Origin of the sequence: Peribacillus glennii, from assembly GCF_003429105.1 — a bacterium.
Taxonomy (GTDB): Bacteria; Bacillota; Bacilli; order Bacillales; family DSM-1321; genus Peribacillus; species Peribacillus glennii.
Map to the genome: position 1 here is coordinate 58,727 of NZ_QVTD01000017.1, position 21,211 is coordinate 79,937.

General features: G+C 42.0%; 20 protein-coding genes and 1 riboswitch. Of the genes, 10 read left to right on the plus strand and 10 right to left on the minus strand.

The features are described from left to right. Window positions 1-43 precede the first annotated feature (43 nt). Together D0466_RS19275 and D0466_RS19280 are read right to left on the minus strand one after the other, a co-directional pair. On the minus strand, window positions 44-805 hold the full coding sequence (locus D0466_RS19275; protein WP_117324159.1) for a hypothetical protein: 762 nt from the start codon (window positions 803-805) through the stop codon (window positions 44-46). A gap of 480 nt (window positions 806-1,285) precedes the next feature. After that, complete coding sequence (locus D0466_RS19280; protein WP_117324160.1) at window positions 1,286-2,161, minus strand: LysM peptidoglycan-binding domain-containing protein; 876 nt, start codon at window positions 2,159-2,161, stop codon at window positions 1,286-1,288. A 539-nt stretch (window positions 2,162-2,700) separates the two neighbouring features. Here D0466_RS19280 and D0466_RS19285 point away from each other — a divergent pair. Beyond that, window positions 2,701-5,112 carry an SH3 domain-containing protein gene (locus D0466_RS19285; protein ID WP_117324161.1) on the plus strand — a complete coding sequence of 804 codons (2,412 nt, stop codon included), beginning with the start codon at window positions 2,701-2,703 and terminating at the stop codon, window positions 5,110-5,112. 417 nt (window positions 5,113-5,529) lie between these two features. Then, window positions 5,530-5,622, plus strand: a riboswitch (cyclic di-GMP riboswitch). 21 nt (window positions 5,623-5,643) lie between these two features. Here D0466_RS19285 and D0466_RS21960 read toward each other — a convergent pair. Beyond that, window positions 5,644-5,841: a hypothetical protein gene (locus D0466_RS21960; RefSeq protein ID WP_142919953.1), complete on the minus strand. Its 198-nt coding sequence runs from the start codon at window positions 5,839-5,841 to the stop codon at window positions 5,644-5,646. Here D0466_RS21960 and D0466_RS19295 point away from each other — a divergent pair. From D0466_RS19295 to D0466_RS19305, 3 genes are all read left to right on the plus strand, one after another. Next, the gene (locus tag D0466_RS19295) at window positions 5,820-7,871 is read left to right on the plus strand and encodes a methyl-accepting chemotaxis protein (RefSeq protein WP_117324163.1); all 2,052 of its coding nucleotides are present in this window, start codon (window positions 5,820-5,822) and stop codon (window positions 7,869-7,871) included. The two genes, D0466_RS21960 and D0466_RS19295, sit on opposite strands and share 22 nt — an antisense overlap. 87 nt (window positions 7,872-7,958) lie before the next feature. Then, window positions 7,959-8,426 carry a chemotaxis protein CheW gene (locus tag D0466_RS19300; protein WP_117324164.1) on the plus strand — a complete coding sequence of 156 codons (468 nt, stop codon included), beginning with the start codon at window positions 7,959-7,961 and terminating at the stop codon, window positions 8,424-8,426. A 361-nt stretch (window positions 8,427-8,787) separates the two neighbouring features. After that, entirely contained in the window at window positions 8,788-9,276 is a 489-nt protein-coding gene (locus D0466_RS19305) for a sigma-70 family RNA polymerase sigma factor (RefSeq protein ID WP_117324165.1), read from the plus strand. Between the two features lie 403 nt (window positions 9,277-9,679). Here the strand turns inward: D0466_RS19305 and D0466_RS19310 are convergent, their stop codons facing one another. The 5 genes from D0466_RS19310 to D0466_RS19325 all read right to left on the minus strand — a co-directional run bounded on the left by D0466_RS19310 (window position 9,680) and on the right by D0466_RS19325 (window position 12,874). Then, window positions 9,680-10,345, minus strand: coding sequence for a methyl-accepting chemotaxis protein (locus D0466_RS19310; RefSeq protein WP_117324166.1), 666 nt, complete (start codon window positions 10,343-10,345; stop codon window positions 9,680-9,682). Beyond that, entirely contained in the window at window positions 10,296-10,490 is a 195-nt protein-coding gene (locus D0466_RS22360; protein ID WP_158555964.1) for a hypothetical protein, read from the minus strand. The genes D0466_RS19310 and D0466_RS22360 overlap by 50 nt, the downstream gene beginning before the upstream one ends. Window positions 10,491-10,693: 203 nt before the next feature. Then, complete coding sequence (locus D0466_RS19315) at window positions 10,694-11,629, minus strand: C40 family peptidase (protein ID WP_117324198.1); 936 nt, start codon at window positions 11,627-11,629, stop codon at window positions 10,694-10,696. Between the two features lie 274 nt (window positions 11,630-11,903). Continuing rightward, a complete protein-coding gene (locus D0466_RS19320; protein ID WP_117324167.1) occupies window positions 11,904-12,119 on the minus strand; it encodes a hypothetical protein in 216 nt (71 codons plus the stop codon). 65 nt (window positions 12,120-12,184) lie between these two features. Next, window positions 12,185-12,874: a LysM peptidoglycan-binding and 3D domain-containing protein gene (locus D0466_RS19325; protein ID WP_117324168.1), complete on the minus strand. Its 690-nt coding sequence runs from the start codon at window positions 12,872-12,874 to the stop codon at window positions 12,185-12,187. A 242-nt stretch (window positions 12,875-13,116) separates the two neighbouring features. Here D0466_RS19325 and D0466_RS19330 point away from each other — a divergent pair, with 242 nt between their 5' ends. After that, window positions 13,117-13,326 (plus strand): hypothetical protein, encoded by a 210-nt coding sequence (locus tag D0466_RS19330; RefSeq protein ID WP_117324169.1) that lies wholly within the window; start codon window positions 13,117-13,119, stop codon window positions 13,324-13,326. A gap of 69 nt (window positions 13,327-13,395) precedes the next feature. On the opposite strand, the gene D0466_RS19335 is transcribed toward D0466_RS19330, so the two are convergent. Together D0466_RS19335 and D0466_RS19340 are read right to left on the minus strand one after the other, a co-directional pair. Continuing rightward, on the minus strand, window positions 13,396-14,340 hold the full coding sequence (locus D0466_RS19335) for a VanW family protein (RefSeq protein ID WP_233522726.1): 945 nt from the start codon (window positions 14,338-14,340) through the stop codon (window positions 13,396-13,398). 441 nt (window positions 14,341-14,781) lie between these two features. Next, window positions 14,782-15,021, minus strand: coding sequence for a hypothetical protein (locus D0466_RS19340; RefSeq protein ID WP_233522728.1), 240 nt, complete (start codon window positions 15,019-15,021; stop codon window positions 14,782-14,784). A gap of 109 nt (window positions 15,022-15,130) precedes the next feature. Here D0466_RS19340 and D0466_RS19345 point away from each other — a divergent pair, with 109 nt between their 5' ends. The 5 genes from D0466_RS19345 (at window position 15,131) to D0466_RS19365 (ending at window position 21,086) form a co-directional block, all read left to right on the plus strand. Next, window positions 15,131-16,768 (plus strand): spore germination protein, encoded by a 1,638-nt coding sequence (locus D0466_RS19345; protein WP_117324170.1) that lies wholly within the window; start codon window positions 15,131-15,133, stop codon window positions 16,766-16,768. Then, entirely contained in the window at window positions 16,758-18,035 is a 1,278-nt protein-coding gene (locus D0466_RS19350) for a Ger(x)C family spore germination protein (RefSeq protein ID WP_117324171.1), read from the plus strand. Before D0466_RS19345 ends, D0466_RS19350 begins: the two co-directional genes overlap by 11 nt. A 54-nt stretch (window positions 18,036-18,089) precedes the next feature. Continuing rightward, window positions 18,090-19,232: a GerAB/ArcD/ProY family transporter gene (locus tag D0466_RS19355; RefSeq protein ID WP_117324172.1), complete on the plus strand. Its 1,143-nt coding sequence runs from the start codon at window positions 18,090-18,092 to the stop codon at window positions 19,230-19,232. A 147-nt stretch (window positions 19,233-19,379) separates the two neighbouring features. After that, entirely contained in the window at window positions 19,380-20,327 is a 948-nt protein-coding gene (locus D0466_RS19360; protein ID WP_117324173.1) for an LCP family protein, read from the plus strand. A 261-nt stretch (window positions 20,328-20,588) separates the two neighbouring features. Continuing rightward, window positions 20,589-21,086 carry a hypothetical protein gene (locus D0466_RS19365; RefSeq protein WP_117324174.1) on the plus strand — a complete coding sequence of 166 codons (498 nt, stop codon included), beginning with the start codon at window positions 20,589-20,591 and terminating at the stop codon, window positions 21,084-21,086. The last annotated feature ends 125 nt before the right edge of the window (window positions 21,087-21,211 follow it).

The window sequence follows — 21,211 nt, forward strand, 5'->3', positions numbered from 1 at the left end:
AAAAAGGATCCAGGGCTATTGTTAATCGAATCACCAAATAGATTTAATGTTGATGACCAGGTGGTGTGGTTCCGCCTGGCGGCATACTGAATTTTAAATGTTCTTTGTGAGTTACAAAATAATGGTGAATATCGAAATGCGGCACTTCAAAGCCCGGGTGGCCATGAGGAACAAATTCCACATCTGAATGCACGATCGCAGGCGAAGGCAGGCCTTTCATTCCGGGAATATTTACATAGTTCTTTCCGTTTGCAAAGTCTTCCTGGCTAATCATTTGCTCAATGAAAACCAGCTTCCCTTTTTCAACTCCGTATATAGGTCCGAGCGGCAATTCAGCGGGGCTTCCCCAATGCTGTCCCATACCTGGAACACCTGGTGCCATTACATCTTTTGTACCTTCCAAACTAATGGAGCCATTAGGCAAATCCAGGACGTAATATTCCCATACTTTTTTACTTCTATCTAATAACACGTTTTCAGCACCGGTAGCTTTGGCGATATCCCTGGCTTTTACGGCAGGCCTGCCATTGTAAATCCTGGCAGCCAAAGTCTTGCCATTGACTTTAAATTCCTTTTTCTTTTCTTTAAAAGAGTATTTCAGACCTAACAGCTCGGAATAACCTTTTGCATCTACCCAGCCAGTGCCTGAGGCCCAGCGGGTTCCATCTCCATGTACTTTCACGCCGTTTATTACTACCGAAATCTCTTGTGTTCCTTTTGGGGACTGGGCGCTTCCAGAAGGCAGCGCTATTTGGGCAGAGAGGGCTAACGCAAGTAAACTGGTAAAAAGCGTTTTCTTTTTCATTACATTCCTCCTAGGTCAATTTCATATTGATTTACCAGATAATTCTAACACCATGTATTTAGGATGTAAATGATTTAACGAACATTTTTTTCTTTATTAAGAACTAAGTGTAATGAGAATTCCTGTTCAGCTTTTCTTTTTTGCTGACTTGTTCTATTTTGATTTTTTGATGCTATTCGGCCAAAATAAAACCGCCCACTGAAAAAGGCGATAAATTCATCTATTATTTATTAAGCTTTTATATCAATGCACTAAAAATAGATCAAGCTTATGATGCGTTTGGGGGTCTGACCCCCGGTGCTTTAAAGTGTTAAAGTTTAATCAATCGTTTGATTAAACTACTAAAATACCAAAACAGGCAGCACTAAATAAGTCATTACAGTAGCATTTGGCCAGGAAAAAACCCCTGACAGCGGGCGGCCTGTCTTTTTGCCAGCTATCAGGGACAAAAACATCTAACACTTCTTTATATGAATCTACTTACTTAGAAGCCCAATATTTTAAATGTGAATAAGGATTTATTGCTTTCCAGTTGCTGTCATACATCCCAAAATGCAAATGGGAAACAAATTTACCCGATGTTCCAGCTGGCCCGTAACCTGTATTGCCTACGAATCCAATAACCTGTCCTTGTTTGACTACAGCTCCCTTTTTCATTCCAGCTGCATACTTGCTCAGATGCGCGTAATACAAATTGTAGCCTTCGTTGGTTCTAATAGAGAGTCGCCATCCCCCAAGCTGGTTCCAACCGTAACTCACTATGACTCCATCTGTTGCAGAATAAACAGGTGTTCCTTTAGGAGCCATTATATCTGTTCCTTCATGGACTCTGTCCCCGCCGTATTGGCGTGAAGCCCCCCATGTGTCTCCAAAGGGTTGAAAGGAACCTTTAGGTAAAGGGAAACTCGCATAGGCTAGATAAGATGGTGTGTTGGTTGAACTGATGCCTTTTACTGAATTAGGCAGGAGCAGCCTTTGGCCTACTAATATTTTGTCGGATTTTAATTTATTCAAAGTTTTAATGGCGCTGACAGTTGTCTTGTTTTTCTTTGCAATGAGAAACAATGTGTCGCCTGATTTTACAATATATGTTGGCCTGTTAGTGTTCGTCTGCTTCAATTTTGAGGCTGAGGTTGGAGGTGTTACTTTCAGTACTTGGCCTACACGGATTTGATCCGTTTTGAGCTTATTCCATTGTTTCAGTTGGGCAACTGTAACCTTTTTGTTCATGGAAATTTTCCATAATGTATCATTGGACTTGACTTTGTATGTCGAAGCTTCTATCTGGGCTCCGAAAAGTGTCGATGAAGCAATCGCTGTGGCCAAAGCCATAGCAGCAAATCTCTTTTTCTTCATAAGTAAGAAGAATCCCCCTGTTATCTATTTATTTTCCTATAGTGGAAAGTATTTACCAGTAAAATATACTTACTATTTCAAATACTGGCAATGGTAAAAAGTTGGGTTGATAGGAAAATATAGGAAAAAAGTTATAGGTAAACAGATTTATATTGCTTTAAGCACGAAGGAGTCAGGGAAACGAAAAGAGGGTCAAATTCCCCAGTGAGGATAATTGGTCCTTTTTGCATTTATACCTACATTTAAGCCGATTTAAAATCTATTGATTTTTGTTTATATCTATTAAATACAACTACAAATATGGGCTTTTATTAAAAAATATCATAGCGTAAAAAATATATCGATTATTGCAGAATAATGTCAGTTGCGTTAATTTATTTACATTCTGATAACAACTCCCATAAGCTTCCTAATCAGGAAAAACAATTATGTTATAGTCAAAAAGTTGAAATAGGTATTTTACTATACTTATTTATGTTGCTTCCACGTCGCAGTTGTTGCTTTTTGAGAAAAAACTATTTTTTAGCAGGGAGTTTGAGATGAAAAAATTTATTATTCCGGGTCTTTGTTTTGCTGTTTTGTCAACTGGGGCGTTTGAACAGGGCGTTTTCGTAGCAGCTTCACCCGCAAAGCAAGTGAGTGAGAAAACAAGCGTAAAGTATGTGAATGTGAGCCAGGGTTCCACTTTAAATCTCCGCAAGAGCGCCTCCGATCGGGCTGCAGTTATTGGGAAACTATCAAAAGGAACACAAGTCACTGTGTATTCAGATTCAAATGGCTGGTCAAGGGTAAAGGCAAACGGGAAAGACGGATATGTCAGTTCTAAATACCTGACTTCAACAAAACCGGGTTCAAGCAGCGGCTCGTCCAAATCTGCCGTGACCAAAAAATATGTAAATATTAAATCTGGTTCTTTGAATTTACGTAAGAGTGCTTCTGCAAAAGCATCTGTCATTGCGAAGCTGTCCAGGGGTACCCAGGTATCTGTATATTCCGTGTCCAATGGATGGGCAAAAATCAGCGCGAACGGCAAAAATGGCTACGTAAGTTCAAAGTATCTTTCTGTGGCAAAGCCTGGATCTTCCAGTACGCTAAAGCCCGCAGCCGTGGTGAAAACAACCACGAAATATGTAAACGTAAGTTCCGGGTCCTTGAATTTACGCAAAACCGCTTCAGCAAAGTCATCTCTTGTTGCAAAATTATCAAAGGGTACGCGGGTTACCGTATATTTAATATCCAATGGATGGGCAAAAATCAGCGCGAACGGCAAAAATGGCTACGTAAGTTCAAAGTATCTTTCTGCGGCGAAGCCTGGATCTTCCAGTACAGCCAATCCCGCAGCCACGGTGAAAACAACCACAAAATATATAAACGTTAGTTCCGGTTCTCTCAATATGAGAAAGAGTGCATCTTCCAAAGCGGGCATCGTTGCAAGGCTTTCCAAAGGAACAAAGGTAACGGTGTATTCTGAATCAAAAGGCTGGTCCAAAATAAAGGCTAATGGGAAAGTAGGGTATGTGAGCTCGAAATACCTTTCTCCATCTAAGCCGGGAGCTGCCAAACCTACAACCGCTCCTAACATCACAACAAAGTATGTCAATGTAAGTTCCGGAACATTGAGCGTTCGTAAAACCGCATCTGCAAATGCACCTATTGTAACGAGTCTTTCCAGAGGCGTGCAGGTAACCGTTTATTCCGAATCCGATGGCTGGTCCAAAATAAAGGCAAACGGAAAGGAAGGATATGTAAGTTCCGAATACCTTTCTGCAACGAAGCCGGCCAGCGGAAACACAGGCGAACAACAAGTCGTTATCACCAAATATGTAAATGTCAACACCGGTTCCACTCTGAATATGCGCTCGGCTGCTTTACCTACCGCTTCAATCGTAGCAAAGCTTTCCAGGGGGACGGAAGTCAAGGTATATTCCGATACAAACGGTTGGGCAAAAGTGTCTGCTGATGGCAAGACAGGATATGTCAGCTCTGATTTTCTAGGTGAGAAAGCGCCGGAAAGCCCGGGAAACCCAGCTGGTACGGTAGACAGGGTGTACCAGGATTATGATTTGACACTAAATGAGATGACCAATATCCAAATGGCGGCCAAAGCCCAAACGGATAAAAACTATCAAACCTTTATCCGTGAAGATGGCCTGGCGTTGACCAGCCCAACAAAAGGGACTGTAATCGGAAGTACGTGGAGGCTCAGGGGCGGTGCCGGCACGAATTACTGGGTAGTGGGTACAGTAGATGAGAACGAAACGTTAGATATCATTTCAACAGTAGAAGGTTCGGATGGCTACAAATGGTATGAAGTGGACTTTGAAAAAACATGGGTCAATGCCAGTCCAACTGACGTTGCATACTATGTAAATCCTGATAATTTTGCTAACCATCCGATGGAGTCTTTCCAGTTTTTAAAATTATCACAAACTACTAATCTGAATGTCGCGGAAGTAAATGAAAAAATCTTGGCAGGCAAGGGGATTTTATCAGGAAAGGCGGCAACATTCATTGAAGCAGGGGAAACTTATGGAGTGAATGAAATCTACTTGATTTCCCATGCATTATTGGAAACTGGGAACGGGGCTTCAGAGCTCGCCACAGGGGTGGAGATAAATGGAAAAACCGTTTATAACATGTATGGAATCGGGGCGTATGATGATACTGCAGTAAGCAGCGGAGCAAAATATGCCTATGAGGCCGGATGGTTTACACCGGAAGCAGCAATAATCGGCGGTGCCCAATTCATCGCACGTGGGTACATCAACGCGGGACAGGATAATCTGTATAAAATGAGATGGAATCCGCTTGGAGCGGCTGCCAATGGATATGCAACCCATCAATATGCCACTGATATCGGCTGGGCATCAAAGCAAGTTAAGCAAATCTATAATTTATATAGTCTATTGGATTCCTATAAGATGACATTGGAGATTCCGAAATATAAATAACCCCGATTGTGAGGTAAAGGATAAAAAAGGGCTTTTTAGTCCTTTTTTATTTCTGAAATAATAGAAATCTTTTTAGAAATGATCCGGGGAAGGAAAATAGGTCCGCCCCATCCTGACATATTCGTGATAAAACTATGTGAATACGGAACAACAATTTGGTCAAGCAGAAAAATCCATTCCCATTAATCCGCAATAAGCGTCCAACTGTTGAATACATTCTTTCGCTCCTCACTATATCTAATCCTATATTCCTCTAAAATTTCCATAAGGGTGCGAATTTTCAAGATTAATCCTAGCTTTTTTAAAAATTATCCAGAATATTTTGTGAAAAATAGAATGCTTGAAAGTCTAGAAGATATTATATAAAATAGAAAACATTGCATCTAGTTCATATTGCTCAGGATGATATACCTACGAAAATGATAAAGGCAAACTTATCGAAAGGTAAGGACGCAAAGCCTTGGGTCTAACGTTCTGGAAAAACAGAACCATGATTGCCAGGTTGCCGAATAGTCCGGAATTTCAGGATGGCTATTCCAGTTTTTCAGGAGCAGCCTTTTTTTGTTTGCTTTGTAAAAGGGGGAAAACACTCGGCGAAATACGACCGTTACCTGGTCGGAACGCAGGTACAGGAACTACTAAAATAGAAACAGGAATAAGCAGGAAGGCTGTACTCTGCCTTTTCCTGCTGGAGGCAGGTAAAAATAATGAAAAATACAAGGTTTTCATTTAAAACAAAATTGTTGATTTACTCTTTACTTCTTTCCCTCATACCGATGCTATTTATCGGATTCTTCCTTAATAAAAGTATCACTGAAACAACGGAGAAGGAATATATAAAATCCAGTGAAAGAGAAATCAATCAGGTTGATAATGCCATTTCAATGTACTTTGAATCTATCAGGGAAAATGCACAGTTACTGGCAACGAACCCGGCCGTTTTAAATGCTGATAAAGGTGTAACTTCCTATAAAAATGCAACAGGCGGGGATTCGATTGACATGACTCCTTCCCGGAATGGGAAGAAGGAAAAAGAGGTTTTTGAGGTCTTTTCCCAATTTGGGAAAACTCATCCCAATGCCGCATATGTCTATATGGGCACTGTAGATGGGGGGTATATCCAATATCCCGAGGGACCCACAACTCCCGGATTCGATCCGAGAGAGCGGCCTTGGTATACTACAGCAATGGAAGAACCAGGGAGGGTGAAACTTACAAGTGCTTATGCTGCGACGGGCCAGGATGGCATCATAGTAAGCAACGTGGTCACCATTGAACAGGATGGCAAACAAAAAGGCGTGTTAGGGTTAGATGTTAGTCTTGAAGGCTTAACCAGCATTATCAAGGATATTAAGATCGGAAAAAATGGATATGTGATATTGACTCAAAGTGATGGCACTATTCTTGCGGATCCCCATAACCCCAAATTGAATTTCAAGCCAATCACCAAGCTGAATGTGCCCCAACTGAAGAATTTAAGCAAAGATGGTTCGTTTGAGGCCAAAATTGAAGAAAAAGAATATGTATTAAATATAGTGAGTTCCCATAATGAAGGCTGGAAGTATATTACTGTCATCGAGAAAAGTGAATTGAGTGCAACAGCAGATGATATTCGCGGGGGTCTTGTCCTATTAGGCGCCATTGTGGCGGCCGCTGCCGTTGCGGCTTCCGTTTTCATGAGCTTGCGCATAACTCGTAATATTAAAAAAATCAGTGATTTGTCATTGGCGATGTCACAGGGTGATCTAACGCAACGGGTAATGCTGAAGGCGAATGATGAAATTGGTGAAATGGGCCGCAATTACAATGTTATGGCTGATAGCTTAAAAGAGGTCATGACGAAAATTTCTGATGGCTCTCAGCAGCTGTCGGCTACATCTGAGGAACTTGCCGCAGGTTCTGTAGAAAATCAAAAAGCATCAAATCAAATATCTGAATCCATTCAGAGTGTCGCCGCTGGAACCGATGAGCAGAATGCCGCGATGGAAGATGCAGTACAGATCATTAATGAAGTATCAAGGCATGTCGATGATGTTTCCATAAGCATGAACAATGTCAGCAGCTCGATCAATCTTTCTACAGAATCAGCCCAACAAGGCAGCGATGTGGTAAACCAGACAGTAAAACAAATGAGTGAAATAGATGAAAATGTAACATCTTCCGCTAAAAAAATTGGTGAATTAAGTGAGAAATCAAACGAAATAAGCCAAATCAGTTTAATGATACAATCCATCTCGGAACAGACGAACCTATTGGCATTGAATGCAGCCATAGAAGCCGCAAGAGCAGGGGAGCATGGCAAGGGCTTTGCGGTGGTAGCCGATGAAGTTCGAAAGCTGGCCGAGCAATCCAGTAAATCAGCATCGCAAATCAATGATATTATTATTGACATTAAAGATGGAATCAAAGATTCAATGAACCTCGTGGAAAAAGGGTCGAGCTCTGCCAAGGAAGGACTGCTCCTTGTTAATGAAAGCGGAAAGGCCTTCGGGGACATTAAAAATTCAGTGTTAACTGTTTCGGCCAATATATCTGAAGTGGGAGCAGCAATGGATAACATGCGGAACCGTATTGCTCAAGTCGTTAGCCATATTGAAAACGTTTCAGGAACGTCGGTAGATGTAAATGTCCACTCACAAAATGTTGCGGCTTCTTCCCAGCAAATGACTGCATCAATGGAAGATGTATCCTATGTTGCCCAGGAGTTGGCGAAGATGGCAGTGGAGCTGGAAGAGGTTATCTCCCAGTTTAAACTGTAATTACAAAAAACCATCCACGTACAAAGTGATTCGCCGGTGCAAGATTCACGAGGTACTTGGCAAGGATTTTCCCAGGAGGTTTGGAGCATGGAGACTGCTAAATATATAGTGTTTAAGGCGGGAAAAGAAGATTTTGGTATACCGGTTTCCAGTGTAATATCAATAGAAAAAATGCAGGCTATAACCGAATTGCCACAGATGCCAAATTATATTTTGGGCATAACAAATTTGCGGGACATGGTCGTGCCAGTCTTGGATACCGTTCAAATTCTATTTAACCGGCGGTTTAAGAGCACTGGCCAAAATAGGATAATGTTAGTGAATCTCAATGGGGCAACTATGGGAGTACTTGTAGAGGAAGCAAAAGAGATACTGGACGTGCTTATTGAAGATATAAAAGAAATGAATGGAATGCTCATTCAAAATGCAGCTTACCTTTCAGGAGTCGTAAAAACAGATCAAGGATTTGTCACGTTACTCAACCCGGCGGGGCTGCTGAACAATTTGGAAGAAATTGAGGCAATACAGCAGCAAAACATGCAAATGACAAGCTAAGCGGTTATTTTGTTGTCTTCTGGACAAGAGAAGGCAGATTGCTGCCTCCCCAATAGTAGTTGTAAGCAAGTTAGAAGGAAATCTATTGGATTCATGCACCGTGGCGTGAATCTCAAAAAAATGAAAGCTAAACGGAACCCAGGGGATGATGTCCCTGGGTTCTGTTTTTTTAATCTAAAAAAAGCTTTAAAATTATGTTTTTACCTATAAGTAACATCTTTTTGGCACTCTTTTTCCTTGAAAAATTAAATTTCATGCAGCAAATGCACATTTGTTCCTTTCGCGGCCATAAGAAAATTCAGCTACATTTGAGGCACCCGGGAATCACTGAAAAGCGCGCTTTTCCAAAAGGTGTTATAGAATGAATGAGTTTTCGAAGCTGGCCGAGCAATACACACCGATGATCCATCACATCATTAAGTCATTGGCTATTTATAAAAACAAGGAGGATTTCGTTCAAATCGGGTTGATCGGATTGTGGGAAGCAAAGTCCAAATTTGACCCGGATAAGGGGAAGTTTTTAACGTATGCTTATACAACTGTAAAAGGAAAGATATTGAATGAGTTTACGAAGGAAAGTTTATTTGAAACGAGGAATACACCACTGGAAATGGAATCGCAGGATTTTGTGCAAAAAGCTGTGACCTTTGATGAGCCCCTGCAATTGGAAACCCTGAAAACGTATTGCGAGGGATTAACGAAAAACCAGGCAGACTGGCTGTTGCTTACGTTTCAAGAGCAAAAATCACTGCCGGAAATTGCGAGTCAATTAGGTGTTACTGTATCGGCGGTAAAATCATGGCGGCAATCTGCATTGAAAAAATTGAGGAAGGATCAAGCTTTACTCTAGCTTGGCTGGTTCTCATGGTTTCTCACCGGGGACCGTTTTCTTACATCCCCGGTGCCTTTCCCGGTTCTCCGTTTTTTAATCAAACGATTGATTAAGTTTAGAGAATGTGGGAAATCCAAGCGGCGGGGTCAGTCTCCCAATGTTTTAAAGCGTTAAAGCGATGGGGGTCAGTCCCTCGATGTTTTAAAGCGTTAAAGCGATGGGGGTCAGTCTCCCAATGTTTTAAAGCGTTAAAGCGATGGGGGTCAGTCCCTCGATGTTTTAAAGCGTTAAAGCGATGGGGGTCAGTCCCCCGATGTTTTAGAGCGTTAAAGCGATGGGGGTCAGTCCCCCAATGTTTTAAAGCGTTAATGTGATGGGGTACAGTCCCCTAAGGAAACCCGCTTTAAAGCGCACACTAATCTTAAACAGTGGCCTTGCTGCTTAATTCGGAAGCCGTATTAACGATATGTTCAAAAGATGAATGGAATTCTTCAATCATGGCGGACTGTTCTTGGGAGTGGGAAGAAATACTTGCTAAAGTGGAGATTATTTTTTCTAGGTTTTCCATCATTTCTTTTAGCTGCGGCTCAACAGTTTCCACAGATTCTTTACTGCTGTCAGCCATCTTTTTTATCTCATTTGCAACAACGGCAAAGCCTCTGCCATGTTCTCCGGAACGTGCAGCTTCGATGGAAGCATTTAATCCTAAGATACGGGACCTCACGGCAGTATCTTTTATCATCGATAAAATGCGCTCAATATTTTTGATTTCATCTCTCAGCAGTAATGATGCTTCAGCAAGTTCCTGGAGGTCTTTCGCAACAATTTCGGATACTTTGGACATCTGTTCGGAAGTTGCGGACAGTTGTTCACTTACAGCTGTCAGTTCTTCTGCACCGGATCGCAATAAATCCAGTTTATGGTTCGAAACGATGGAACTGATGACCCCGATAATTTCCCCGTTTTCCTTAATCGGCGTCGCGGTGGATATATACGCAACACCGAATCGCTGCGCATCTCTTTCTTCCTTCAGTATATTACCGGTCTCGAAAGCTTCGTAAGTTAGTGTCCCTTTGAATTGAAGCACCTATAGGAATCTTGATATCAATCGTTTCACAAGGTAAATACCCTATGACCTTTTCCGTATCGGCAATTACAAGACAGCAATCTTCCGGAAATGTACTTTGGATAATCTCCAAATTAGCCAGAAATTGTTCCAATTTCTGTTCCAAGTTAAGCAACCCCTTTAGGTAATGATGTCAACAAACCCTCTTCTCGTATATCGACTAAGAAAGAACGTTTTAAATAATCAGAACCTTAATTACTTTAGCAATAGGATTTCTTAATTGTGTCTGTGGGGGTCAGACCCCCAGTGCTTTAAAGCACAAAAGGCAGATCTCTGGGAGATCTGCCTTTAAGTAGCTTACAGGGAATTTTATATTCTTTTGGCTCCAAGATATCTTGGGGACCAGTAGCTGTTGTTCAAAGAGCTGATGCTTACTCCATTTGAAGAGGAGCTATGGATGAATTGCCTGTTGCCGATATAGATGCCGGCGTGGGAAGCACCTGGTTTATAGGTTTCGAAAAATACGAGATCCCCAACTTGAGGAGTGGAGACGCGGACGCCCTTTTTATAGATATCTGCTACCGTTCTAGGCAAGTTGACATTGGCACTTTTATCGAAAACATAATTGATGAAGCCGCTGCAATCAAAGCCTTTCGGCGTACTGCCGCCCCAAACGTACGGAACGTTCATATACTTTTTTGCTGTTGCAACTAAGCTGGCAGATTTGGAGGAAGTTGATGCAGCTTTAACCACAGAATTGCTGCCGCTCTTTGAAACTCCCAATGCTCTAAATGTATTTTTGCCCACAATCCCGTCGGGTGTCAGGCCATGCTTTTTTTGAAAATTGATCACAGCTCTTTTGGTTATAGAGCCGAAATAGTTGGTTGTTTTACTGCTTTTAAAATATCCTTTTTTCTTTAAGGTTTCTTGTAATTTTTTTACATCGCTGCTTGTCATACCGCTTTTTAAAGTTCGATTTCCAAATGTAGTGCTCCTGACTGCAGAAGAAGAACCTTTGGAAATCCCTAAAGCCTTGTATGTATTCTTTCCAGCAATCCCATCAGCTGATAGACGGTGTTTCTTTTGGAAATTTACTACAGCATTTTTAGTAACCGATCCAAAATAAGTCGTTGTTTTACTGTTCTTAAAGTAACCCTTTTTCTTAAGAACCTCTTGCAATTGCTTAACATCACTGTGAGTCATGCCACTTTTCAATGTCTTATCTCCCAAGGCTGCGCTGCTGACCAACGGACTGCTGACAAGTAAAGTACCTGCCATCACGACGGATGTTACTAATTTTTTCACTTTTCTTTTTTCCCCCAAAGTTTTTTCTTACCCCAAATACTACCAGCTTAAAATTACAAATCCATTTTAGTTAAGTAACACTAGTGTTAAAAACTAATACAAAAAGTGGGGAATTGAAATAATACATAATGTTCCGACTTTTTATATTCACTTTTCTTGGGAATTTAATCAAACGTTTGATTAATATGTGATTGTAAAAAAGGCCAGCTCCCATTGCTTGATGCTGGGACTGGCCTTTTTTTAGTATGGAATTATCATACTCCTTGAAGCTGGTTTAAGGAAAAGTAGTCGAAGCGGGAAAGGTACCTTTTCGCATGTAGCCATTCTCTGTTAAATACTGCCTTGCCATTTCTTCTGCTTCTTTTTCCGTGTCTGCTCCAAAAGCGGCTTTCATGGTTCTGGACAAAGCAAGTATTTGATCCGGCTCAATTTTCCCTTCCATAAATCGGTCCAGTACGTATTTAACAGTTTCACTAATTTCTTTTTCCATTGAAAATAGTTACCCTCCTAAAAGGGAGCTGTAATGCGTTAAAGCATCGTGATCTTGCTTAATTGTTAGTTGATGATGGTAACTTTTATGTTTTTGACGCCATAGTTGAGGGCTGTTTGTTCTTCAGGGTAGAAGATGTCGATTTCGTTGCCTTCGATGGCGCCGCCGATGTCTGCGGCAGTGGCATAACCATAGCCTTCAACATGAACTTTTGAGCCAAGCGGAATCACATTCGGATCGACCGCGATCACCTTTTCGCCAGGATTATTCCTTAGGTCCACGCCGGTTTTTGTAATTCCGGAGCAACCCTCACAGTAAGCCGTATAAGCCGTTGCCTTTACGGTAATTGTTTTGCCCATCCTTTGCTTTTGCCGTTCGAGGGATTCAATGGATCCTTCTGTAGAGTTAAACGCTAACTTTTGGCCCGGGAATATTACTTCTGACTGCAAATGGTTCCAATCTTTTATGTTTTTCACCGTCACACCCTTCTTATTAGCAATCTTCCAAAGGGTGTCACCTTGTTTTACTATGTATTTTTTTGCCTTTGGTGAAACTTTCAATTGTTGATTAGGAAAGATTGTATCTGAGTTTAATTGATTCCATTGTTTTACTTGTTCTACTGAAACTTTATGGGCATCTGAAATTTCCCAAAGAGTATCACCTGTTTTTACGGTAATTGTTTTTGCGTAAGTAGCATTACCGGTCAATCCTAATAGAAGAGCTGTCGCAATGAATGAAAATATTGCCTTTTTCATCGTGTAAATCCTCCTTGTCTTGCCGTAATGCTTCTCATCATAGCACGAAAAATGACGACATATTGAACAACCAGGTAATATTTCAATTGCAAAAGTAACATCATCGTGACAGGGAGGTTACGCGGCGTTTTTGCAAAAGAGCATTCTATTATTAAATTATTTGCTTTCTTTGCCGTAATAGATTTATATATTTCTATTAGTATTTTTGGGATGACAGCCTCGAGGAAGGGGGAAGTAATGGCTTGAAAGAATTTCGTGTATGTTACACGTATGATTCAGAAATTAGATTTGTGGAAATTCGTAAGAAAACAGATACTAACCCGGAAGACGTTAGACAGGAGATTTTACATAGCTTACTACAGTTGAGCGATATTGAAACATGGAATACAGAGAAAAAAAATGGCACATCTTTTTTGCGTTATGTACGGGTCATTGAAGGGGAAAGAGGCTAAAGATAGAGTGAATTCCCTTTCGATGGACTCCTTTTTACTACAAAAAAAAAGACGGAATTTCCGCCTTTTTTAACGACTGGTCACATGCTTGGCAGCTGCTCTTATTTGAACGGTAAGGCTGCCGCCATTAACCTTTGCCTTGATGATCACAGGATGATTTTTATCATTCTGGAACTTGAAGTCTTTACCGCCCCAAGAAACCGTGGCATCCCGGTTTTCCGGGACGTATCCTACCGATTTTGAATGGTGGTGGAGTTCAATGATCCCTAATCCCGCCTTTTCAACAGCATTATATAATGTGGTGGAAGTCTGGCAAATGCCCCCTCCTATGCCTTCAACTAATTCCTTGTTCACAATTTCCTTGGCCTTTTGATACCCTCTTGCAGCTGTTCTCTCACCGACTACCAGATTGTAATAAAATCTGTCCCCGGGACCCAGAACAATGTTGTTGATTGCCTGTACGGAAAGTGCGATATTCGTGCTTCTTCCGGACACTGAAGAATCGAACGTAGTTGTAAAACTCCCCAATGTAGCCTGGTCCACATTTGCTGCGGTTTTAGCAGAAACGTTGGGCGCTTCTTCACTAATCGGAACTTCGAGTGATCGTTGGAAAGCATTTACGTTTTCAAGATTTTTCGTAAGCGCCTCGGTATTCACAACGATCCGGGACTGGCCCGGCCTCAGTTGGCCACCGCCGACCAGCTTGGCGGGGATCAATGGCCGGTCATACTTTGATTCCAACTCTTCAGCTATTTTTTGTGCATCCTCTGTAGTTTTAATAGAAGATGCCTTAATTTTTTGCAGCTGTTTGCCATTTCTTGAATCGATCAAGGTGAGATCCGGCTCGTTAAATTCCTTCGCCGAAAGTGAAAGTTCTTTTTTATAATGCTTGATTCCTTGATTTCCATCTTCTTCCGAGCCGGCAGCTGCTCCTCCAATAGTGCCCCATAAAACCAATCCGCCAGCCACTGCACCCGACATTAACAGTAAAATCCCTTTTTTCAATCCGCTCACACCCGTACCTCAAATTTCCCCAAATCCAACCTGCATAACTATCTATCAAACTATATTTCTCTTTATCTCTATACCCGGCCAGAACACGATACATCTGCTCGATATTTCCAATTATATGATATCGGCTCTGTTAATGCACTGATTATTTAACTAAATTGAAACAAATTTAATAAAAAACACCATTTTCTTAACCCTTATGTAATATGTCGGGATTTTTTAAGAAAAACCGCCAATTTTTTCATGAGGGTATGGCTATATTTTACAACCTGGGGGATAAATTTCCCACCATTATTTTATGTAAAATTGTGTTTTAACAGTAATAAATTTACAATTTATACCCTCTTTTGGCTTCTTTTTTAACGCGGGGTATGGGTACCGGGTCTTGGCTAAAGGTACCGTATGGTTAAAAAGTTATATGTTATTTGGAATCGAATGCAGGGCTTATTTCTTTCTCTTTTTTTGATAGTAGGGACGCAAGGATTCAACAATAAATAGCAAAATAAAAAAATAAAGTACAGCTAATTCCGCAGCCTCCATGACTTGGAACGGGTTAAAAGCATTATGCACGGCCTTCCTGGCTTCAAACCCCATAAGAATGTCAAGGCCCAGAGAAAAGCCCGTTAATAGTCCAAGTATCAATATAGCAATCCCAAGGATTTTCATTTTCCCATCACTCTCCATGGCTAGTTTTTCTTCCTGTTATCCTTTATATGCATATAGTGGTAAAGATTGAATACAACGGCATGGCCCTGGAAAGTATAAAGGTAAAAGTAAAGAAGGGTATTTTGCTATGCCTTCATTTTTTAAACGCAAGAATGTAACGAAGACGAGGTACAATCAAAAAAGTGGAAATAAAGAACAGTCTCCTGAAAAAAAGCCAGGGTCGATTGGTTTTTCGTTGTCTGTCAACCTTGACATTATTAAACAGCGAACTGGAAACAGCACAGATATTATTACCCGGCATGTGAAAATCGGGCCAAACTATGGATTGAAAACTGTTGTTGTGTATGTTGCCGGTATTGTCAATGAACAATTTATCCACGATTTTTTGATTGAATCGTTGATGAAGGATCATTTTTTACAGGAAGACTTGAATCTGGAAAATGCCGCGGAAATCATCGTTGATGACTTGGTTGCACTCAGCAGTGTAATGCAGATATCGGAATGGAACCAATTGTTATTATCTTTGATGTCTGGAGATACCATTATTCTCATTGATGGATTGGACAAAGCGCTCAGCGTCAGTACAGAAGGCGGAGAAAAACGCGCCATTGAGGAACCGGGCGCGCAGGTGTCTGTCCGGGGTTCAAGGGCGGGTTTTGTGGAATCGCTCGGGACAAATACAGCCTTAGTTCGCCGCATTATTAAGAGTCCGGATTTATGGCTGGAATCCATGAAAATCGGCAAAGTAACGAAAACAGATGTTGCCATCATGTATATAAATGGCATTGCCAAACAGGAAATCGTCGAGGAAGTACGAAGCCGTTTGAACAAGCTGGAAGTCGACAGCATCCTTGAATCGGGATATATTGAACAGCTTATTGAGGACCAGACATTTACGCCATTTCCCACCCTTTACAACACAGAGAGGCCGGATATCGTTGCGGGGAATCTCCTTGAAGGAAGGATTGCGATTTTTATAGATGGAACCCCGTTTGTCCTGCTGGCACCCGCTGTATTTGTACAGTTTTTTCAGTCCACGGATGATTATTACGCCCGTTTCGATATGGCTACCGCATTGCGCTTGTTGCGTATCTTAATTTTCATCATCTCTCTTATTGCCCCAGCTGCATATGTTGCTGTGACAACCTTCCATCAGGAGATGATTCCTACCCAGCTGGTGATTACTGTTGCGGCACAGCGGGAGGCGGTACCTTTTCCAGCGTTTGTCGAAGCGTTGATTATGGAAGTAACGTTCGAAATTTTGAGGGAAGCCGGAATCCGCTTACCGAGAGCTGTTGGTTCAGCAGTGTCAATCGTGGGTGCTCTTGTTATCGGACAGGCTGCGGTACAGGCTGGAATTGTTTCTCCGGCTATGGTTATTATCGTATCGATCACCGCGATAGCCAGTTTTGCAACTCCTTCGTTTTCGATGGCGATTTCTGCACGATTGATCCGGTTTTTTATTATGATAAGTGCTGCCACCTTCGGTTTTTATGGCATTATTCTTGCGTTCATTATGCTGCTTGCCCATCTATGCAGCCTCCGTTCTTTTAGTGTTCCTTACATGACACCGCTCGCACCATTTATTCTGGCTAATGTCGGGGATACAATTGTCCGGTTTCCGTGGCTGGACTTGGGCACAAGGCCTAAATTGATTAGCCAAAAAGATAATATTGGGCAAGGGGAGACTATGAAATCGCAACCTCCTGAAAATAGTGGAATGGTGACTGCCAATACTGGAAAAGGTGATGGGAATGAATCGTAAATGGGCATTTCTTTTCTTGATGCTGGCCTGTATCAGTTTGGTTTCAGGATGCTGGAGTAAAAAAGAGTTAACCGATGTTGCACTGGTATCTGCCCTTGGGATTGATATAGATGAAAAGGGCAGATATGTAGGAACCTTTCAGATCATTAATCCAGGCAACGTTGCGGGAGGCATGCAGGGTGGCGGGGCCGGGCAAGGCCCATCTGTTTCCGTTTATTCCACGACCGGGAACAATATAGTTGAAGTAAGCCGCCGTGCATCAACAAAGATATCCCGAAGGCTTTATTACGCCCACACCAACCTGGTAGTCGTCAGTGATGAGCTTGCGGAGAAGGAGGGCCTTGCAGCTATCATGGATGCCTTTGACAGGCATCCCGAGTTTAGGACAACAGCGAGGGTTGTCATAGCCCGTGAGTCAAGCGCGGCAGACATTGTGAAAACCTTGACTGCTGTTGATAAAATTCCGGCTAACAAAGTGATTAAAACGATGGAGCTGACGGAAAAAAGATGGGGGGAGCATGTGAAGACAAACATTCAGGAAGTGACGAAAGATCTCGTGTCTCCTGGTAAAGAACCCATCCTTACGGGGTTTCGCATGATTGGGAATGCCAAAAAGGGAGAAAAGATGGAAAATGTCCAGGAATCTGCTCTGGATGCAATTCTGCAGGCAGATGCCATTGCGGTCTTTAAAGATGATAAACTAGTTGATTGGCTTACTGGGGAGACAGCAAGGGGTACCTTGTGGGTCCTTGATAAAATCAAAAGTACGGGTATATCTATTGACTGGCAGGACAAACAGGAGGCCATCGCCTATCAAGTGGTGCGCCAAAAGACAAAGGTTACAGCTACCATGAAAAACGGCCAGCCGCAGATCTCCATTAATGTGCAAGCGGAAGGCGATATTGATGAGGCAAATGTGCCGGTCAATTTGGCTGATCCCCGTGTATTGTTAAGGATAGAAAAGGCATTGGGTAAAGAAATCGAAAAAGAAATACATAAATCCATCCAACACGCCAGCCAACATAAAACTGATATTTTCGGGTTCGGTGAAGCGATGCACCGTTCCGAACCGGAATCGTGGAAAAGGATGGAAAAAAACTGGAATGATGAACACTTCCCCAAACTGAAAGTAAAAGTCAACGTAGATGCATACATCCGACGTACCGGCCTAAGAAGCAAACCAATGCATTTTGGGGGTCATTTAAGGGTCGGTCCCCCGGTAGGGCAACGCGTTAAAGCAGTGGGGTTCAGTACCCCAAGAGGGTAATGCGTTAAAGCGCAGGGGACTGACCCGGTGACCAAGAAAGGAGGTGGCAAGTTCATGGAGAAGGCGAGGATCAGCGCATACCAATTGTTTGTTTTGATGTATTTGTTCCAGCTGGGCAGCGCCATATTGATTCCTCTCGCGATAGAGGCAAAACAGGATGCCTGGCTCGCCATTCTGGTAGGGATGATAGTAGGTGTGGTTCCATTTTTTATCTATTACAGTCTTTATCAATATTATCCCGACATCTTGCCAACACAATATACAGAACGAATCGTTGGGAAAATGTTTGGACGGGCGATTTCCCTTCTTTATATCCTCTATTTATCATATCTTTCAGCAAGGGTTTTGCGGGACTTTGGGGAAATGCTCCTGTCGTTTGCCTATCCGGAAACACCTTTGTTCATTGCTAATGCCTTATTGATGTTTGTGGTTATGTATACGGTCCGGAAAGGAATCGAGGTATTGGCAAGGACGGGGGAATTGCTCTTTACCTTGATGATTTTGCTTGCTTTCAGCGGTCTTTTGTTGGTTGTTTTTTCCGGGTTAATCGATCTTAATAACTTAAAACCGATGTTAGAGGAAGGGTTAAAGCCTGTTATAAAAGTTGCTTTAACGCAAACGGTGTTTTTCCCTTTTGGGGAAGTGGTTGCATTCGCGATGATATTTCCATATTTAAACCATCCAAAAAAAGTGAAGGTTGCTGGTTTACTAGCTCTCGGCTTAGGCGGTACAGGATTGGCACTCGCCATGGCTATTAACATCAGTGTTCTCGGTGTTGATCTTGTTTCACGCTCGCAATTTCCGCTTCTTTCCACGATACAGTCCATCCAAATAGCCAGTTTCCTGGAACGCTTGGATGTTTATTTTATGATTGGTTCCATCATTGGGATTTTCCTTAAGATCAGTGTATATTTCTATGCCGCAGTAACAGGAACCGCCAATTTATTCAATGTGAAACAGCCGTCACAACTGGCTTATCCCATTGGCATTATCATTTTATTTTTATCCGTCACCATCGCAAGCAATTTTTCCGAACACCTTGAGGAAGGATTAAAATTGGTACCTTTAATCTTACACCTCCCTTTCCAAATCATTCTCCCTCTTTTCTTGCTAATCATCGCATTTATTAAGAGAGGAAAAGGACAAAAGGAAAAAAGGGTTCAAAGGGAGTCAGCCCCCCGGCGCGGTGAAGCATAAACGGTAAAAGGTGGTCAGTCCCCCAGCGCGGTGAAGTGTTAAACCGTTAGGGGACCGACCTCCAGCGACATATTACAATAATTGTATTCCTAAACTCGATTTGGTAAATTTAAGGAGTAAACAATAAACGTAAAGGTGCGTATTTTTATGGCGAATTCGGAACGGAGCAGCAGAATACGTAATCGCAAAAAGAAAAAGAAAAGGGTTTCCATGCTGTTTTGGGTGTTGCTTTTAGTCTTTTTAGGCCTGGCAGCTTATTTTTATTATGAATATAAAAAGGGCATGGAGAATTCCCTCGGTGAAGCAAACCTGCAAAAACAGGAAATAGAGTTTAATGGAGTGGAGGATAAAAACGGTAAGGTAAATATATTGCTGCTGGGTGTTGATTCCAGGGGCGAAGAAGTTTCACGGACAGATACGATCATGATCGCCCAGTATGACCCGGATTCAAAGGAATCAAAGCTTGTGTCAATCATGAGGGACTCTTATGTCGATATTCCACAGCACGATAAAAATAAAATTAACGCAGCCTATGCATTTGGTGGAACGGAATTGTTACGGCAGACGATAAAAGAAAACTTCGATGTTAATTTACAATACTATGCCCTTATCGATTTCCGGGGCTTTGCTAAAATGGTAGATACAGCATTTCCGGAAGGCATTACCGTAGATGTACCGAAGAGAATGTCTGAAGGCATCGATGTAACCCTGAATCCGGGAAGGCAGAAACTTCATGGCAAAGAATTATTGGGATATGTAAGATTTAGGCAGGATGCGCAAAGTGATTTTGGCAGGGTGGAACGACAGCAGGAGGTTATAAAGAGCATAGCGGATGAAGTGCTCAGCGTTCAGGGGGTAGTCAAGATTCCAGGCATGCTCGGCACGATCCAGCCGTACATCTCAACAAACATGAAAAAAACCACCACTTTGTCCATTATATCCACTTACTTCCTAAAACAAAATGGGAATGAAATCAAAACATTACGAATCCCAGTCGACAATTCATTCCAAAATAGAAGCTATCCACACGCTGGAAGTGTCCTGGAAATGGATATAGATGAAAACCGAAGGGCATTACAAGAATTCTTAAAATAATTGAAGCAATGAAGGAATGGGGTCAGTCCCCCGACACGGTGAAGCGTTAACGTACCGGGGGACTGGCCTCTTATAGTGTAATGCGTTAAAGCAGTGGGGGAGTGACCCCCAATGTGAAAATGTGTTGATAAAGTGTTGCATCTATTTTATAATCTAGTAGTTGGATTTACATACTGCAGTATGTGGAAATGTGAACGCCTGTTTTTAATGGCTGCTCCATCTAACAATATATACATAAACAGGATAGTGGGGGTATTACAAATGAAAAAGTTGTGGTTATTGGGATCAGCATTCACTCTGGCCTTAGGATTGGCGGCTTGTTCCGACAAGACGGAGGGAGAATCGGCAGAGAAAGAAACAGCGGCTTCTGAAAAGGATCTCAAGGGTTCAATGGTTCGTTTCTACGGAGATCTTACAAAAACCATTAATGAGAAGGACGCGGACCTTAATGCTTATGAATTGGCAGAAGAAAAGCCAACTCCTGATATGAAAACAAAAGCAGGCGAATCAGCGGCAGCTGTTGCCGAAGCGGTAAAAACCGTTGAAATCCCGGTTGAATTAAAAGACCAAAAAGCTGATATTGAAGCGGCCTTGAAGGATGTAACTGATTCTTACCAGGTCAAGGCAGACGAGTTAAAAAAGGATGCGCCCTCACTCGATTCAGCAAACGAGACCTTGTCTCAAGCCGAAGAAAAGCTTGGGAAAGCGTTCGAATCTGTTAAGTTAATGAAAGTCAGCTTGCTTAAAGAAGTAAATTAATCAAAAAGCGCCTATCCTGTGGGGTAGGCGCTTTTTTATGCCCTTCACTACTTTTCATGGAAACACTAATCGGTTCCCCGATTTTTCTAGTAATTAATACACGCATTTGTTATGATTAATTAACA